Here is a 17,971-nt window from a genome sequence, read left to right as displayed (position 1 = left end):
AATTAGCAATTAGCAATTAGCAATTAGCCATTAGCAATTAGCCATTAGCCATTAGCCATTAGCCATTAATTCCGCACTGCTACCCCGTTGTACGAGAAAAGGAGATAAAACGAGATTTTCTACATTTTTTTCTTGTAATAAATCAAGTAGCATTTGCATGGCAGAGCGACCAAGTTCTAACATGGGTTGGCAAACTGTCGTCAGTGGTGGGGTAACGTAACGAGACAGCGCAATACCATCAAATCCAACTAGGCTTAAATCTTGCGGTATTGAAATACCTAATTCCTGACAGGCAAGCATTGCACCAACTGCTACCATATCGTTATAACAAAAGATGCCGGTGACCCCAGTCTTGAATAGTTCGGGTAGCAGTTGTTGAGCGATCGCGACATCGTCGGTTCTACCATGTTCTTCATCACTCAATGCAACCCAGTCGGTCTTTGGCAATACACCCGCTTCCTTCAGCGCTATGCGATATCCTTCCAAGCGCTGGTGGTTCGATCGACTGCGATCGCCCACCCCCAGGTATCCAATGGAGGTATGTCCGAGACTCACAAGATGCTCTACAGCCAATCGAGCACCCAAAAAGTCGTCTATTGTAACAATATGAAACATTTCGGGCAGTTCTTGAGTTTGGCTGTTGAGAAAAACTATTGGTACGGCAATTTGTGCGAGTTGTTGTGTATGATGTTTGCTGATTCTTGAATCGGCTACCAATATACCGTCTACCCTACGGCGATGAAAACTGTCAATAGCTGCTAATTCCTGCTCAAAATCTCGGTGTGAAGTACTTAACAACACACTCAAGCCCGCCGATCTCGCTACCTGTTCTATTCCTTCGACCACCTCCGCAAAAAAGGGATCTGCTATTGAAGTCACTACAACTCCAATGGTATTCGTGCGTTTATTTTGCAGGCTTTGAGCAACAGCATTAGGAACATAGTTCATTTCCCGCGCTATTTTCTTAATTTCCTCTCGTACCTGGGGGCTAATGAGAGAGTTATCTCGCAATGCGCGTGAAACCGTGGAATGAGAAACGCCTGCTCTTCGAGCAATATCTTCAATGGAAATTTTTCGTTTGCTCATTTGCTATACTTAAATTTTTCATGCACACGTGTGCATGATTGTATATTATACTAAAATTTAGTGAATGCGATCGACTACCAATTACAAATCCATGATCGTTATTTTAATGGGTGTTTCAGGAGTTGGCAAAACCACCATAGGAAAACTGCTAGCAGAGTCTTTACAGTGGGAATTTAGTGACGCCGATAATTTCCATTCTTTAGAGAATGTGGAGAAAATGCGACGCGGTATCCCCTTAAGTGACACCGATAGAAAACCTTGGTTGCAAGATTTGCAGGCAGCTATCAAACACTGGTTGCAAGACAATAAGAATATGGTGTTGGCTTGTTCTGCATTAAAAGACAGTTACCGCCAATTTCTGATCTTAGATAGCGAACGCACCAAACTCGTGTACCTCAAGGGGTCTTACCAGTTGATTCAACAGCGATTGCACGAGCGTCAAAATCATTACATGAGTGAAAAATTGCTAAACACTCAGTTTGAGACTCTAGAAGAGCCATCAGACGCTATACACGTGGAGGTGAGTGCGCCCCCTCAAGTCATTGTACAAAACATTAGAACGGCTTTGGGAATTTAGGCAATTTTTGTCCAAAGTCCAAACAGAGTGCGATCGCTCGTAAAAAAACTTAATGCACGCTTTTGCACACGTGTGCAAAAATAAAAATAAGCAAAAAACAGTTTATGCACACCTGTGCATTTTAATTAGAACTCGAAAGTGCATTTCACAAATGAACTTCAAAAGTAGCGAAGGTATGTCTCAAACTCTAAATAATTCCATCGAACTCTCTCAAAACAATCCCTTACATTCGTTAGAAGAATGGGAAGAAGATTTACTTAACCGCTATCCCGATCCGCATAGCATAGTTAAGGAAGGCAAAACGACTCAAGAGTATAGGAATTATGAAACCCCTACTAGAGATACAGTCAAAGAGTTCTATCGGTTAAATCACATTAACCAAACATATGACTTTGTCTTGCACCAAAAAGCAGAATTCCTGAAGTTTGATAACAAAGAAATGGCTGTTTGGGATGCAGTCGAATTTTTGAATCAATTAGTGGATGATTCAGATCCCGATACAGATTTAGATCAATTACAGCATTTGTTGCAAACCTCGGAAGCTATTCGCGCTGATGGTCATCCTGATTGGATGGTACTAACAGGCTTCTTGCACGATCTGGGTAAGGTTCTGTGTCTGTTTGGGGAACCTCAATGGGCTACTGTAGGCGATACCTATCCCGTTGGTTGTGCATTCTGCGATAAAATTGTTTTTTCTGAATTTTTTCAGGAGAATCCCGATTCCAATAACCCGAAATACAATACTAAATATGGTATTTACAAGCCTAATTGCGGGTTAAGTCAAGTCCATATGTCCTGGGGACATGATGAATATTTCTATCACATGATGAAACCCTATTTACCCGAACCTGCATTGTACATACTTCGCTATCATTCTTTTTATCCCCAACACCGAGAAAACGGTTACGAGCATTTGATGGATGAACGCGATCGCCAAATGTTTAAATGGGTGAAGTTATTCAATCCCTACGATTTGTATTCAAAAAATCCCAATCCTCCAAATTGGCAAGAACTCAAACCCTATTATGAAGATTTAGTGGCTAAGTATTTACCTGCAACATTAAAGTTTTAAACATCTGTCGGTAGCAGAAACAAGGATTAACAAATATGGAACATAAATCAGTTCGTTCCCTCAACAAATAGGTCATGATGCTGGGACTATATACGCGAGCGCTTGAGAAAAAGTTAGTTTTTGCTAAGATTTGTTTAATGTAACAATATATTAAAAAACTAGCTTTGGCACTTGAGTATAACAAGTCAGTGCATTTGACAAGTATAATTGGGTTAAGTCTGAAAACAAGGTAGAAGGATTTTCAGATTGAAAGCTGTACTACAAATTCGCAGCAACCAAAATTCCAATTGAAAAGGAAATATTTACCCATTGCGCTGTTAAATTTTGTGAATGCAATTTAAGGTTAGTCTGTAAAATTGTTAAATTAGACTCAATATGACAATTGCTGAATTGTCCCTAAGAGATGATTTATAAAGTGCAAATTCAGAATCTTTTAGGTTGAGTTGAGGAACGGGACCCAACAAGTATACGTTCGTGTTGGTTGACACTGTTGCTCAAACCAAACTACATTATAGATTTTGCAATTTAAAAGTTACTTTATAAATAACCTGTAAATACCCTGTTTGAAAGAAATAACATAGAGAAGGAATAGTCTTCTTGAGTTAGTGCAAGTCTTTCAAGAAAGGGAGTTTATTTTTGCACCTTTGTAGAAATAAACTCATAATAAATTCAAAGAAAATAAAAATTTACCAATTTTATAACACAAGCTACTACGGGCTTGAGTTAAAAGCAGTAACCAGTGAATGCAATTTGGATAAGACTCGATCTCCCCTAACCCCCTTAAAAAAGACGGCTAGAGGAGGATTTAAAGGGTTGGACATTGTTACCCAAACTGTATTGAGCGCTCGTTCGGCGTATCACACAGAGACGCTCTCGTCGCTGGCGCGACACGCTATGTGCTTTGCACATGCTACGCGATGCGAAGCTATACCCGTAAGGGCTATATGCTAACCCCAGTTGAACTCACCCGTGAGCAGTGACTGGTTTTGACATACCTCATTTAAATACAGATGAACGTGAAGAGAATTTCGCTCGCAGCTAGTCTATTAGGTCTCATTAGCAGTACCGTTATAGGCTGTACAAAAACCTCCCAAAATGCTGAAAGTGCTATAGATGGCTTCCAAAATAGCAGCAATGTTATAGAAATTAAGGATAGCCGCCAGGATGTCAAATTGCGATCGGTTGGCGTCAGCCTTGGAGACCTGGGTAATCCCTTCTTTGTAGCTATGGGGAGGGGGTCTGAGGCAGAAGTGAAGAAAATCGGAGGTGATAATGTCAAAATTAGTGTGGTTTCTAGTGGCTTTGACTTAAATCAGCAATTCAACCAAATAGAAAATTTCGTTGCTGCTGATACGGACGTAATTATCCTGAGTGCCGTTGATAATAGAGGAATTAAGGCAGCGATCGACAAAGCAAAACTTGCAGGAAAAATCGTCATTGCGGTAGATGCAGCCGTTGATGCAGATGTAGATGCTACTGTTAGCTCTAATAATTTACAAGCGGGAGAACTTGCTTGCCAGTATATTGGCGATCGCCTCAAAGGCAAAGGCAATGTGGTCATCCTGAATAGTATCCCGATGGACTCAGTCATTCAGCGAGTGAATGGTTGCGAGAAGGCATTATCCAAATATCCGGGTATCAAAATTCTCTCAAAAGACCAGAACGCAGAAGGGAGTAGGGATGGAGGGCTGAGAGTGATGAGCGATCTGCTAACTACCTTCCCCAAGATTGATGCTGTTTTTGCTACAAACGATCAAAGTGGAGTTGGAGCAGACTTGGCAGCCCAGCAGGCAAGACGCAAAGAATTTTTTATTGTTGGGGTTGATGGAGGACCGGATGCAGTCAAAGCAATGACGACCAAAGATAGTCTCTTTGTGGCAACGGCTGCTCAAGATCCAGCCGGAATGGCTCAAAAAGCTATTCGGGTAGGCAATGATATTCTGCGCGGGGAAAAACCTGAAATATCGACGATTCTGATTCCAGTGAAGTTGGTAACTCACGACAACCTAAGTAGCTATAAAGGTTGGTGAACCCAATTTTTGATTTGAGATTGGAAAGTTTAGGATTTAAACTTGAGGAGCAAAATGAATGTGAAAAGGATTGCAACTGTCGCTAGTGTATTAAGTATCATCAGTGGTGCTATTGTTGGCTGCACAAATACTTCTCCAAACGATAACACCTCTACTAACACCGATACCAACACTGCTACCAATGTCAGTATAAAAAGCCAAGATAGTGGAGATGCAAAATTACGAGCTGTTGGCGTCACTCTTGGTGATTTAAGTAACCCCTTCTTTGTTCTTATGGGGAAAGGTGCGGAGAAAGAAGCGAAGAAAATCGGAGGTAATGATGTCAAAGTGACTGTAGTATCCAGTGGCTACGATTTGAACCAGCAAACCAACCAAATCGAAAATTTCGTTGCTGCTGATACTGACATCATTATCTTGAATGCTGCTGATAGTAAAGGAATTACACCAGCAGTTGAGAAAGCAAGACAAGCAGGCAAGATCGTGATTGCAGTGGATACAGCCATTAGTGGAGAAGTGGATGCCACAGTGACTACCAATAATGTACAAGCCGGAGAAGTTGGTTGCCAATACATTGTCGATCGCCTCAAAGGCAAAGGTAATGTGGTCATCGTCAACGGTCCTCCAGTCGCCTCAGTGATCGATCGGGTCAATGGTTGCGAAAAGGTCTTGTCTAAATACCCCGGTATGAAAGTCCTCTCAAAAGATCAGAACGCCGAAGGAAGCAGGGATGGAGGGCTGAGAGTGATGAGCGATTTGCTAACAACCTTCCCCAAGATTGATGCTGTCTTTGCTATTAACGATCCGAGCGGTGTTGGCGTAGATCTCGCAGCCAGTCAAGCAAAACGCAAAGACTTTTTCATTGTTGGAGTTGATGGTGCGCCAGAAGCGATCGAAGCGATCGCATCTAAAAACAGTCTATATGCTGCAACTGCAACTCAAGATCCAAGAGGGATGACTCAAAAAGCGGTTGAGGTTGGCAACAACATCCTACATGGCAAAAAACCCAGCAATCCCAACATTTTAATTCCAGTCAAGCTCGTTACGCGAGAGAACGTCAGCAGCTACAAGGGCTGGTAAGACCATTTGGGATTTTCGGTAAAAATTATGTAACTTGTTTTTGCAAGGTCTGCTCATGACAACAAATACTGAAACCTTGTTTCCCCAAGCATCAACCACCACCCCTGTATTGGAAATGCAAGGGATTACAAAACGATTTAATGGTGTACCTGCTCTTCAAAACGTGAATCTCACGATTTATCCGGGAGAAGTTCACGCTCTTATGGGTGAGAACGGGGCGGGTAAAAGCACCTTGATGAAAATTCTAGCTGGGGCTTACATCGCTGATGAAGGAGAAATTCGCATCAACGGTCAACCCGTCAAAATTACAGATCCGGGTACAGCACGTAAGTCGGGTATTAATCTCATTTATCAAGAACTGAATGTTGCACCCAACTTAACCGTCGCTGAAAATATTTTTATGGGTAGCGAGTTGCGGAAGGGTCAGTTTTTAGACCGCAAAGGTATGCAACTAGAAGCACAGCAAGTGCTGGAAAGTTTGGGAGCCAGCTTTGCAGCCCGCGACGTAGTTGGTACTTTGTCTATCGCCGAACAGCAACAGGTAGAAATTGCACGGGCGTTGAAGGACAAAAGCCGCATTTTAGTGATGGATGAGCCAACAGCAGCACTGTCGGATCGCGAAACAGAGCGTTTGTTTGAGATTGTTCGCAAATTGCGGAATGACGGCATTGCGATTATCTACATCAGTCACCGCATGGAAGAAATATATGCCCTAGCTGACCGAATTAGCGTCCTGCGCGATGGTCAATACATTGGCAGTTTGACACGGGATGAAATTTCTCCACAGCGATTGGTGCAGATGATGGTGGGTCGCTCCATGCAAGACTTTTACGAGCATCAACGGCAAACCAATCCCGGTGCAGTCGTGCTAGAAGTTAGAAATATTAGTGACGGACGCAAGATTGAACCAGCTAGCTTTAAAATTCGTGCTGGAGAAATTCTCGGATTAGCAGGGTTAGTTGGTGCGGGGCGCACGGAAGTGTCTCGGCTCATTTTTGGTGCCGATCCTAAAGTCAGTGGTGAAGTTTTCCTAAACGGTAACAAATTGGAGATTCACAACCCAAGCGACGCTATTGCAGCCGGAATTGGTTACGTCCCGGAAGACCGCAAAGACCAGGGTTTATTTCTGGAAATGAGTTCCCGCAAAAATATTGCCCTCAACACGCTGCAGGAGGATGCAAAAGCTGGTGTTGTTAACTGGGGTTCAGTCAACAGGTTGGCAACAGAAGCAGTAGAAAACTTTAATATCCGGCTCGCTAATTTGGAAATCAGAGCAGTGGATCTTTCTGGTGGCAATCAGCAGAAGCTTTTGCTAGCGCGGTGGTTAGCTATTAAACCGAGAGTCATCATGTTAGACGAACCGACACGTGGTGTCGATATCGGTGCCAAAAGCGAAATTTACCGAATTATGAGCGAGTTAGCAGCACAGGGCGTGGCTATTTTAATGGTTTCGAGCGAACTACCGGAGATTGTCGGGATGAGCGATCGCGTCTTAGTGATGCGGGAAGGAAAGTTAGTGGGCGAACTTGATGGTAGCCCTGGGAAAGAAATTACCCAAGAAAACATTATGCACTATGCAACTGGAGCATCGGAGGTACTAGCATCATGAGTCAAACCTTAAGACCTGTTGATAATAAGGTGGGCAAGAATTCAACATCGCGCAAGCGCAAACCGATTAACACCCTGCTTGAGGTTGCAGGAATTCTGCCAATTTTATTACTGATTTGCATCTTATTTACAGTCGTTTCTCCGAACTTCCTGACAGTCGGTAATGTTGTCAATATCTTGCGTCAGGCATCAATTAATATTGTGCTGGCAACAGGAATGACGTTTGTGATTCTGACAGGAGGTATTGACCTTTCCGTTGGGTCAATATTGGCTGTTTCGGCTGTAGTTGCAGTGTTAGTATCGCTACTTCCTGCTTTAGGTTGGGCGGCGGTACCTGCTGGGTTGCTCACAGGATTGCTTTTAGGTTTAGTTAACGGTGCTCTCATCACCTTTTTAGATGTACCACCTTTTATTGTCACCTTGGGTTCGCTAACTGCTTTACGGGGTGCTGCCTTTTTGGTTGCCAACGGTACAACGGTAATTAATCGTGACATAAATTTTGCTTGGGTTGGTAATAACTACGTCGGTCCCCTTCCCTGGCTGGTTATTATTGCCCTGTTAACTGTAGCTGCAAGTTGGTTTGTCCTGCGACAAACTGTTTTGGGAGTACAAATCTATGCTGTTGGTGGTAACGAACGAGCAGCAAGACTGACAGGTATTAAAGTTAACAGAGTGTTGCTATTTGTTTACGGTGTGAGTGGGTTGCTAGCAGGTTTGGCAGGAATCATGAGTGCCAGCCGTCTTTATAGTGCCACTGGTATGTTAGGTCAAGGTTACGAGTTAGATGCGATCGCTGCTGTTATTTTAGGTGGCACTAGTTTTACAGGTGGTATTGGCACCATTGGCGGAACTCTTTTAGGTGCATTAATCATTGCTGTTCTCAACAACGGTTTAACCTTGTTGAACATGTCTTACTTCTGGCAACTTGTTGTCAAAGGACTGGTAATTATTGTGGCGGTGATGATCGATCGCCTCCGCAGACGTTCGAGACGATAGTAACAGCAAACAGTCATCAGTGACTGGTACTCTTCGGGTTCGTTCGCCAGTCACTAAGGCGCGGAAAAGCTGCCTGTAGCGCTGGACTTACCAGCGATCGGCTTCTCAAGTCTAACCCCAATTCTCTCCATCCCCCTATTTACTAGATACAACCATGTCCTCAACTACGACTCGTCGTAAAGCAAACACGTATTACGTTATTCTGATTGCTGGTGCTGCTGCCCTCGGCGGCTTTTTATTCGGTTTTGATACTGCTGTCATTAATGGTGCTGTTGCGGCTCTGACCAAAACTTTCAACGCTAGCAGTATAGAGACTGGTTTGGCAGTATCCTTAGCATTGTTAGGTTCTGCAATAGGAGCCTTTTATGCAGGGAAAATTGCCGATCGCTATGGTCGAGTCAAAGCAATGATAGTTGCTTCAATCTTGTTTACCATCAGTGCTATTGGCTCTGGGCTTCCCGTAGGTATATGGGATTTTACCTTTTGGCGCACAGTGGGTGGAGTTGCAGTCGGTATTGCTAGTGCGATCGCACCCGCTTACATTGCAGAGTGTTCTCCCACCCATTTGCGGGGAAGGTTGGGCTCTCTCCAACAACTGGCGATTGTCGTCGGTATTTTTATATCACTGTTATGCGATTACTTTATTGCCGTATCCGCAGGTTCAGCTGAATCGCCGTTTTTGTTTGGAATTGCCGCTTGGCGCTGGATGTTTTGGACAGAAATTCCTCCTGCCATCCTTTATGGTATGGCTGCTTTAACGATTCCCGAATCTCCTCGGTACTTGGTTGCTCAAGGAAGGGAACCAGAAGCTGCTAACGTTTTGACGAAAATTTTGGGCGGTAACGTATTTGCCAAAATCGAGGAAATTCGGCAAACAGTTCTTCGAGAACGGGAGCCTCAATTTTCTGACCTTTTTGGAAGAAGCGGCAGACTCCTGCCTATTGTTTGGATAGGAATAGGTTTGTCTGTATTCCAGCAATTTGTTGGTATTAATGTAATCTTTTATTATAGCAGTATTCTGTGGCGGGCAGTTGGTTTTTCGGAAAAAAATTCCCTTACCATCACGGTGATCACCGGAGCTGTAAATATTCTGACGACACTCATTGCGATCGCATTTGTAGATAAATTCGGCCGCAAGCCCTTGCTAGTTCTGGGCTCACTTGGTATGACAGTAACATTAGGAACAATGGCTGTCATTTTTGGAAATGCTCAAGTAGATCCTGCGGGTAACCCCACTCTCACTGGTTCAGCAGGGACTATAGCTCTCATAGCAGCGAACCTGTATGTCTTTTGCTTTGGTTTTTCCTGGGGTCCAGTTGTTTGGGTGCTGTTAGGAGAAATGTTTAATAACAAGATTCGAGCAGCTGCACTGTCCATTGCGGCTGCCATGCAATGGGTTGCCAATTTCGTTGTTTCCACAACATTTCCTCCCATATTGCAATACTTTGGGTTGGGTGCTGCCTATGGTCTGTATACAACTGCAGCAGCTATATCATTGTTTTTCGTTCTCTTCTTTATTAAGGAAACCAAGGGCATTGAGTTAGAAAGTATGTAATTTATAAGAGTTGCAAGATACCCAACTTCTTTAAGAAGTTGGGTATAGGAGATTTTACATTTCAGCGCATAGTTTGTTTTTAACTAATATAAATTAGGACGTTTTATGTTGAAATTTTTTTTATATAGTTTTCCGTTTATGCTGTTAATATGCCCTGCTGTCTGGGCAGCACCTCCAGAAGAGAATTCTAAAAACTTGCAAGGACAAGTCACTTCTGTTTCCGAACTTTCCGATGTCAAACCAACTGATTGGGCTTTTCAAGCATTGCAATCGCTAGTTGAACGCTACGGTTGCATTGCAGGTTACCCTAACTCCACTTATCGCGGTAACCGTGCTCTCAGTCGTTATGAGTTTGCAGCCGGGTTAAATACTTGCATGAACAGGATTTCTGAATTACTTGCAACCAGTACGAGCGAACTAGTGAGGAAGGAAGATCTGGCAGTGCTGCAAAAGTTGCAAACAGAATTTACGACAGAACTAACGACTTTACGCGGGCGGGTAGATGTACTTGAAGCACGCACGGCAACACTAGAAGCACAACAGTTTTCCACAACGACCAAATTAAATGCCCAAATTATTACTGCTATCAGCGATACTTTTGGTAATAGTGTAGGTGGTAATGGCGATCGCTCGGAAGCCTATTTTGCAGATCGGGGTCGTCTTAACTTTGAAAGCAGTTTTACGGGCAAAGATTTATTACGAGTTCGTCTGGAATTTGGCAACTTCTTAAATTCTAATGGTACAAGTCAAATTGCCTCAGCCACGGGTACGGGCATGACGCGCTTGAATTTTGACACTGATAGTAACAATGACCTGAGCATTCCTCACGTTCGTTATTACTTCCCGGTTAGTGACTCTCTTTCTTTTGTAGTTGGACCCACAGGTATAGGCTATACAGATATAACGGACACAGTCACTCCTGCCACGATCGCAGATGATGGTAACGGTGTCCCATCGCTATTTGGTCAATACAATCCTGTCTTCCGACGGGGTGGTGGTGGTGCAGCCGTTAACTGGAAGCTCACTAAAGACTTAACTCTGACACTAGGCTATTTGGCGAACAATCCCAATGTTCCATCTGACAAAAATGGGTTATTTAACGGTGGATACAATGCGCTCGCCCACTTAGTCTATTATGGCAAACAAGGTGCGGTTGGTGTTGCTTACTCTCACGGGTACAACCCCAGTAGAACAGTCAGTCTTATAGGTGGAACGGGTAGTGTCTTGGCAAATGCGCCCTTTGGAAACAACATAGCAACTTCCAACAACATAGTTGGGGCGCAAGGATACTATCGCTTTTCGCCCCATTTTCAGATCCACGCTTGGGGCGGATATATCTGGGCAAATGCGAAAAACTCGGGGTTCAGCGATATTTCCAATGGCACCGGCGGAACCGATTCACTTTTTGTAAGAAGTGGTGACAATGCCAATGCTTGGTATGGGGCAATTGGTATGTCCTTTCCAGATGTCGGAGGGAAAGGTAACCTTCCAGGAATCCTCTTTGGGTTACCACCACACGTTTCTAACAGCGATGTTCGTAAAGATAGCGATCGCGCTTACCACGTTGAAGCGTTCTACCGCTGGCGTTTAAATACCAATATCTCAGTCACTCCCGGTTTCTGGGTAGTTATTAACCCAGAAAATAACAGCGACAATGATACTCAATATGTGGGTGTGATTCGCACAACCTTTGATTTTTAAGTTGCTTAAGCTAACCTAAATCAGGGTTTTCACCCTGGCTTTTGCTTTATCAAACTCGAGATGTTTTCATCGCAACTGTTTGCTCTGTCGATCGTGGCAACGAATTAGCACGGATAGCGCGGAACATCCCGAATCGGCAGAGCCCCGCGCCAAATGCAAGCCGCATCAGAAGCAAGGTAGGTACTTCGCGCAGAGATTTTATGAAACCAGATAAACCAAAACGTACCAATCCCTCTGGGCGAGCCACTCCTTGCCAAATAGAATCCAGCCAAGAAGGAAGTGTTTGTACCGTCCAGTCTGCTGTCATCACTTCCCCCTCGACCAATCCCGTCGCTACTAAAAGCTCGGAAAAGCCTTCAATGCTGGAAAAAGCTGGATGAGACCACTGATCTAGAAGTTGTTTCATGACTGGTTTCTCCCAAAAATTGAGCGGGTTTTGGCGATCGTCTCTTTGATTCCAGTCAGCTAAAACCATAATTCCACCCGGTTTTAGCACCCGCATCAACTCTCTGGCAAAAATAGCTTTATTTGGCATATGCGGTCCGGCTTCAATCGACCAAACGACATCAAAACTAGCATCTGGGAAAGAAAGTGCCATGGCATCATCCACAAGAAACTTGACGTCAAGTTCCTGAGAAGTTAACTGCTGGGCGCGTTGGACTTGTTGGGGACTGATAGTAATACCTGTGACTGCAAATCCGTAATCCCGTGCCAAAATGCGACTGCTACCCCCAATTCCACAGCCAACATCTAAGACGGTAGTACCGGGGGGTAATTTGTCTAAACCTCCCCAACGTACCATTTCATGCACAAAGTCAGATTTAGCAGCTAGAAAATCCTTCCTTTGTGGGGGTGAACCATAATGACCTAAGTGGATGTGTTCGCCCCAGTAAAACTCCAGAATACCGTCTTCAGTCCATTGGTCATAGGAATTGGCTACGGATTTAGATGATTGATAACGTCTTGCAGTTATTAGATACAACGCGAGCAAGACCATCAGTAATGCAAGAAGAACTCCCAGCGTAGAAAAAAACCAATTCATGGAAATAACATCTTAATATTTATTTACAATTTTATCCTATTGCTCAACTAGAAGAATCTTAAATTGCTCTTAGTCATTGATTCGGAACCGAACAAGCAGTTTTTTTCAAATAAACGCTGAAATTGTTACAAGCCATTCTATCTAGGGAACTCTAACTGTGGTGGATACGGATGGAAATTCAGTGATGGCAGCTACCTCTGCTTGGTTAGATATAGTTAATGGGATTTTGACAGGTGGGATGTTGTTACTATTAGGGATAACACTCACGAACCTCGGTTGTGCCAACGCCCAAGTGAGTGCTGATGGCACTCTCAATACCACTGTTTCTCAAACTGGCAACAATCATTTCACCATCACCAATGGCAACAGGGTAGGCAATAATTTATTTCATAGTTTCGCTCAGTTTTCAGTTCCTACAGGAGGAACTGCAATTTTTGACAATACTAGTGATGTACAGAACATTTTCAGTCGTGTTACAGGGGGTCATGCTTCTAATATTGATGGATTAATTCGGGTAAATGGTGCTACCAATCTGTTCTTGCTGAATCCATCTGGTATCTTTTTCGGTCCCGGTGCTGAATTAAATATTGGTGGTTCTTTTTTAGGAACAACTGCCAATAGTATTAAGTTTGCCGATAATACACAGTTTAGTGCTGTTAATCCCTCAGCATCTCCTTTGTTAACAATTAGCGTCCCCATTGGTTTACAATTTGGGCAAGACGCAGGACCGATCGCGGTGAAAAATTTAGGTCATCGTTTGAAAGTTGGTAGTTTTGTTCTCGCTTATGACCCCGCGCAGAATCCGTCTGGATTAAGGGTAAATCCTGGTAAAACACTGGCGTTGCTAGGTAATAAAATTGACTTTTCCGGTGGTGTTCTCGGTGCTACCAACGGATCTATTGAACTCGGTAGTGTTGAGTTAGGAAGTGTTGGTCTGAACCAAACCACACAGGGTTGGACATTTGATTTTTCTAATGTAGAAAACTGGAACGACATCCAGTTGACTCAGCGATCGCTGCTAGATGGTACTGGTTTCGGTAGCAGTAAAATTCAACTCCAGGCTAAAAATATTGCCATCTCAGGTAACTCATTTGTGGGCACTCAAAACCTAGGTTCGCTAGCACAGGATCGGATTCAGGTCAATGCAACGGAATCTTTGAAAATTGCCGAAACAAGCTATTTAGCAAGTATAACTTTGAATACAGGTAAAGGAGCAGACATATCTGTCTCTACCCGACAACTACAACTTCAGAATGGCGGACAAATTACTAGTAGTACTTTAAGATCGGGTACAAGCGGTGATGTTATTATCCATGCATCTGAGTTTATCCAGAGTAATGGGTTTTCTTCAGACTTTTTTACTTCTTCAACAATTTCGTCAGGCTCCTTAGGTTCCGGTAAAACAGGAGATATTCATCTACTAACCCAAAAACTGAGCGTGACTAACAGCGCTAGTATTCAAACATATACATATGGCTCGGGGAACGGTGGCGATCTTTACCTTAATGTTTCCGATTCAATTAACCTTGTTGGGAACAATGCTGTGACCTCCGTACTCAGTAGTGTAGGCTCATCAACATTCGGTACTGGCAATGCTGGTAACGCGATCGTCACAACTGCAAAATTGACTGTGGACAATGGGGGTACTTTTGGCTCTTTGACTCTTGGTGCGGGTAATGCTGGTAACCTGAGCGTCATAGCCTCAGACTCGATTGAGGTACGCGGTGCAGCACCAAGTGGCAACGTGACAAGTAGCCTTGGGGCTTACGGACTTATTTTGAGTTCAAAGACTCGGGCTTTGCTTAATATCACAACTCCCCTCAGTGGAAATGCGGGTACAGTTATACTGACAACACCGGAATTGCGAGTTTCAGATCGAGGAAATGTAGCAGTTAGAAATGATGGTACAGGCAATGCAGGTAATCTTGAGATTAATGCAGATCGGGTCATTCTCACAAAGCAAGGTACGATTACTGCTGCTACGCAATTTGGCAATGGCGGAAATCTACTTCTCAATGTTCAAAAAACTTTACTCATGCGTGGTAACAGCAAACTTTCAGCAGAAGCAAGGGAAGGAGGTAACGGGGGCAATATTACGCTCAATGCTCCTTTTATTGTGGCAGTTCCTAAAGAAAATAGTGATATTGTTGCCAATGCTGTACGCGGACGCGGTGGCAACATTCTAGTCACCACTCAAGGATTACTGGGGCTAAAGTTTCGTCCCCAACTGACTTCTGAAAGTGACATCACCGCCAGTTCCGAATTTGGATTGAGCGGTACAGTTCAAATTAATACCATCGGCATCGCTCCAAATACTGCTGTCGTAGAATTGCCAGCAAACGTAGTCGATCCATCTCAGCAAATTGCCACAGATTGTGCAGGTTCTCAAAGCAGTCGCTTTGTGGCAACAGGACGTGGTGGTATACCGCAAAATCCCAATCAACAACTAAGCAGCGATCGCACTTGGGATGATACACGCGATCTGTCTGCTTACCGAAAAACAACTGATGTTGCTCTCCAAACGCCCCTATTTCCAGAACTGCTTGTAGAAGCTACAACTTGGCATCGCAATGCCAACGGAGAGTTGGAGTTAATTGCACCGCCATCTCTCACTCACACACAAAAATTGCTGACCTGTGCTGATATTGTCAAACAACACTAGTACATAAAAGCTCGTGTTAAAAGCCATTCTATTTGGGGAACTCTAACCATACACAGGTACGGAAAAAATTAACTGATGAAAGTTACCTCTGTTCGATTGAGTTGCGTCAAGAGAATAATAACAACTGGGGTGCTATTACCATTGGGGATAATGTTCCCCGACATTAGATATGTTAACGCTCAAGTCAGTTCTGATGGTACTCTCAACACCAGTGTTTCCCAAAGCGGCGATCGCTTCATTATCACTAACGGCAGTGCTACAGGCAGCAACCTGTTTCACAGCTTTCGTCAATTTTCCGTTCCCACAGGTGGTTCAGCCACCTTTGATTTAGCCAATACGCCCAACATTTCCACCATCTTCAGTCGCGTCACCTCTGGCAGTATTTCTCAGATTGATGGCTTAATTGAGACCATTAACAGCAATCATCCCGTGAGTCTGTTTTTAATCAATCCTAGTGGAATTATTTTTGGAGCGAATGCAAAACTCAATATTGGCGGCTCATTCATTGGTACAACGGCAAGTAGCATTAAATTTGCCGATGGCATGGAGTTGAAAGCCACTGAGGCAATGGCACCTCCTATGCTGACGGTGAGCGTACCCATTGGCTTGCAGTTTGGTCCAAACTCAGGTGCCATCTCCGTTCAAAATGCCAGCCCTTCCCTTTCGGAAACTTCACCAGGCATCACCCCGATGCCTGGAAAGACACTCGCTTTGCTGGGAAATGGCATTGATTTAGCAGGAGGCATTTTAAAAACCGTAGATGGTTTGATTGAACTTAGAAGTGTTCGCTCGGGACAAATTAACCTTCAAGAAGCATCTGTTGGGTGGGCATTTGATTATGCCGGTGTTGGGGAAGGACTGAGCGATATCTACTTGAGCGAGCAGGCAAAAGTATCGGGCTTTGGATTTGGAAGTAGTACAATCCAAATGCATGGCAGAAATATCAGCATTGTGGAAGGTTCAACTGTGACTACTCAAAATCAAGGTAGTTTTTCATCAGATCGAATTGCGATTCATGCCACTGAGTTGTTCAGTCTTGAAGGCACAAATCCACAAGGAAAACGCAGCCAAGTGACAAGCAGCACTATTGGCATGGGGAAGGGAGGAGATATTACAATCTCAACCGGACAACTCTTACTGCGGGATGGGGCCCAAATCCTTGCTCAAAACTCGAGTTCGGGGCAGGGTGGGAATATCGTGGTGAGGGCTGCCGAGTTTATCTCAGCAAATGGACTTAACCCTGTCAATCCTTTAGAAAGTACATCAATTCTGACAGGCACACTTGGTTCGGGAAAAGCAGGAAATGTGGCTCTTTCAACCCAAAAACTCATAGTTGCTAACGGCGCTGCTATTGGGTCACTTACTGGCACAACTGCCGATAGTGGCGATGTCCAGATTAATGCCTCAGACTCGATAGATGTTGTTGGAATTAACAACATTACATTTCTTCCTACCTTTGTGGCATCATTAACAGTAGTACGTGGAAATGCCGGTAATCTGACGATTTCAACAGCGCGACTCACAGTTAGAGATGGCAGCTTAATTTCTTCTTTGACTAGCGCAACAGGAAATGCCGGTCATGTCAAAATCGTAGCATCAGAGTTTATTGATATAAACGGTGCTTCACCGGATGGCTTTCTCACTAGCAGCATTGGTTCTAATGCAGTACGCTTTCATCCTATCACCCGTACAACTTATAACCTAACGGAATTGCCCAAAGGGAATGCTGGAGGTGTATTCCTCATAACGCCACAACTGCGCGTTAAGGATCGAGCCGAGGTGGGGGTCAGAAATGACGGTACGGGCAATGCAGGGAATTTAGAGATCTATGCAGATTCAGTTGTCCTAAACAATCGAGGAGCAATTTCTGCCGCCACCCAATCTGGAAACGGCGGCAACTTACTTCTGAATGCTCAACAATTGTTGCTGATTGACGGGAATAGCAAAATTTCTGTGGAAGCAAAGGGAACTGGAGATGGTGGCAATATCGCGATAAACGCTCCGGTGGTTGTCGGTTTCAACAACAGCGATATTGTTGCTAATGCCATACAAGGTAGAGGCGGCAATATCCAAATTACCACACAAGGAATTTTTGGATTGAAGTTCCGTTCCCAACTGACTCCTGAGAATGATATCACTGCGAGTTCCCAATCTGGGGTGAGCGGTACAGTGCAAATTAATACCATCGGTATTGCTCCAAACACTGCTGTCGTAGAACTGCCAGCAAACGTAGTCGATCCATCTCAGCAAATTGCCACAGGTTGTGCGGGTTCTCAAAGCAATCGCTTTGTGGCAACAGGACGCGGTGGTATACCGCAAAGCCCCATTATGCAAACAGTAGGAGAGCGCACTTGGGATGATACACGCGATTTGTCTGCTTACCGACAAACAAATAAGGTGACAGCCCAAACTCCCCCGTTACCGGAGGTTCTCGTTGAAGCGACTTCCTGGCATCGCAATGCCAAAGGCGAGTTGGAGTTAATTGCACCGCCATCTCTCGCTCCCAAACAACAATTGCTAACCTGCGCTGATATTGTCAAACAACACTAGCACGCAAAAGCTCGT

Annotated in this window: 12 protein-coding genes; 10 read left to right on the top strand and 2 right to left on the bottom strand. The window is 44.1% G+C overall.

The features are described 5' to 3' along the window. Window positions 1–51: 51 nt before the first annotated feature. A complete protein-coding gene (locus AB0756_RS19525) occupies window positions 52–1,086 on the bottom strand; it encodes a LacI family DNA-binding transcriptional regulator (protein WP_038073398.1) in 1,035 nt (344 codons plus the stop codon). A gap of 91 nt (window positions 1,087–1,177) precedes the next feature. Here AB0756_RS19525 and AB0756_RS19520 point away from each other — a divergent pair, with 91 nt between their 5' ends. The 8 genes from AB0756_RS19520 (at window position 1,178) to AB0756_RS19485 (ending at window position 11,702) form a co-directional block, all read left to right on the top strand. After that, complete coding sequence (locus tag AB0756_RS19520; protein WP_038073395.1) at window positions 1,178–1,663, top strand: gluconokinase; 486 nt, start codon at window positions 1,178–1,180, stop codon at window positions 1,661–1,663. 175 nt (window positions 1,664–1,838) lie between these two features. Continuing rightward, entirely contained in the window at window positions 1,839–2,735 is an 897-nt protein-coding gene (locus AB0756_RS19515) for an inositol oxygenase family protein (protein WP_038073583.1), read from the top strand. A 1,010-nt stretch (window positions 2,736–3,745) separates the two neighbouring features. Further along, entirely contained in the window at window positions 3,746–4,765 is a 1,020-nt protein-coding gene (locus AB0756_RS19510; protein ID WP_038073392.1) for an ABC transporter substrate-binding protein, read from the top strand. A 54-nt stretch (window positions 4,766–4,819) separates the two neighbouring features. Continuing rightward, window positions 4,820–5,842: an ABC transporter substrate-binding protein gene (locus AB0756_RS19505; protein WP_038073389.1), complete on the top strand. Its 1,023-nt coding sequence runs from the start codon at window positions 4,820–4,822 to the stop codon at window positions 5,840–5,842. A gap of 55 nt (window positions 5,843–5,897) precedes the next feature. Next, on the top strand, window positions 5,898–7,451 hold the full coding sequence (locus AB0756_RS19500) for a sugar ABC transporter ATP-binding protein (protein WP_038073581.1): 1,554 nt from the start codon (window positions 5,898–5,900) through the stop codon (window positions 7,449–7,451). Further along, a complete protein-coding gene (locus tag AB0756_RS19495; RefSeq protein WP_038073386.1) occupies window positions 7,448–8,446 on the top strand; it encodes an ABC transporter permease subunit in 999 nt (332 codons plus the stop codon). Before AB0756_RS19500 ends, AB0756_RS19495 begins: the two co-directional genes overlap by 4 nt. A 154-nt stretch (window positions 8,447–8,600) precedes the next feature. Further along, window positions 8,601–10,001 carry a sugar porter family MFS transporter gene (locus AB0756_RS19490; RefSeq protein WP_038073383.1) on the top strand — a complete coding sequence of 467 codons (1,401 nt, stop codon included), beginning with the start codon at window positions 8,601–8,603 and terminating at the stop codon, window positions 9,999–10,001. A 105-nt stretch (window positions 10,002–10,106) separates the two neighbouring features. Beyond that, on the top strand, window positions 10,107–11,702 hold the full coding sequence (locus AB0756_RS19485; protein WP_038073380.1) for an iron uptake porin: 1,596 nt from the start codon (window positions 10,107–10,109) through the stop codon (window positions 11,700–11,702). 49 nt (window positions 11,703–11,751) lie between these two features. Here the strand turns inward: AB0756_RS19485 and AB0756_RS19480 are convergent, their stop codons facing one another. After that, entirely contained in the window at window positions 11,752–12,744 is a 993-nt protein-coding gene (locus tag AB0756_RS19480) for a methyltransferase domain-containing protein (protein ID WP_038073377.1), read from the bottom strand. 157 nt (window positions 12,745–12,901) lie between these two features. Here AB0756_RS19480 and AB0756_RS19475 point away from each other — a divergent pair, with 157 nt between their 5' ends. Both AB0756_RS19475 and AB0756_RS19470 read left to right on the top strand, forming a co-directional pair. Then, complete coding sequence (locus AB0756_RS19475) at window positions 12,902–15,406, top strand: two-partner secretion domain-containing protein (protein WP_137986556.1); 2,505 nt, start codon at window positions 12,902–12,904, stop codon at window positions 15,404–15,406. A gap of 75 nt (window positions 15,407–15,481) precedes the next feature. Next, window positions 15,482–17,956, top strand: coding sequence for a two-partner secretion domain-containing protein (locus AB0756_RS19470; RefSeq protein ID WP_408104001.1), 2,475 nt, complete (start codon window positions 15,482–15,484; stop codon window positions 17,954–17,956). Window positions 17,957–17,971 lie beyond the last annotated feature (15 nt).

The sequence above is a fragment of the Tolypothrix campylonemoides VB511288_2 genome (genome assembly GCF_045999855.1).
Lineage (GTDB): Bacteria > Cyanobacteriota > Cyanobacteriia > Cyanobacteriales > Nostocaceae > Scytonema > Scytonema bouteillei_A.
This window is presented reverse-complemented; position numbering and strand designations above follow the sequence as displayed.

Bases quoted from the DNA above. Each gene is read 5' to 3' on its own strand.
- AB0756_RS19525 (WP_038073398.1), bottom strand. From the start codon at position 1,086: ATGAGCAAACGAAAAATTTCCATTGAAGATATTGCTCGAAGAGCAGGC.
- AB0756_RS19520 (WP_038073395.1), top strand. From the start codon at position 1,178: ATGATCGTTATTTTAATGGGTGTTTCAGGAGTTGGCAAAACCACCATA.
- AB0756_RS19515 (WP_038073583.1), top strand. From the start codon at position 1,839: ATGTCTCAAACTCTAAATAATTCCATCGAACTCTCTCAAAACAATCCC.
- AB0756_RS19510 (WP_038073392.1), top strand. From the start codon at position 3,746: ATGAACGTGAAGAGAATTTCGCTCGCAGCTAGTCTATTAGGTCTCATT.
- AB0756_RS19505 (WP_038073389.1), top strand. From the start codon at position 4,820: ATGAATGTGAAAAGGATTGCAACTGTCGCTAGTGTATTAAGTATCATC.
- AB0756_RS19500 (WP_038073581.1), top strand. From the start codon at position 5,898: ATGACAACAAATACTGAAACCTTGTTTCCCCAAGCATCAACCACCACC.
- AB0756_RS19495 (WP_038073386.1), top strand. From the start codon at position 7,448: ATGAGTCAAACCTTAAGACCTGTTGATAATAAGGTGGGCAAGAATTCA.
- AB0756_RS19490 (WP_038073383.1), top strand. From the start codon at position 8,601: ATGTCCTCAACTACGACTCGTCGTAAAGCAAACACGTATTACGTTATT.
- AB0756_RS19485 (WP_038073380.1), top strand. From the start codon at position 10,107: ATGTTGAAATTTTTTTTATATAGTTTTCCGTTTATGCTGTTAATATGC.
- AB0756_RS19480 (WP_038073377.1), bottom strand. From the start codon at position 12,744: ATGAATTGGTTTTTTTCTACGCTGGGAGTTCTTCTTGCATTACTGATG.
- AB0756_RS19470 (WP_408104001.1), top strand. From the start codon at position 15,482: ATGAAAGTTACCTCTGTTCGATTGAGTTGCGTCAAGAGAATAATAACA.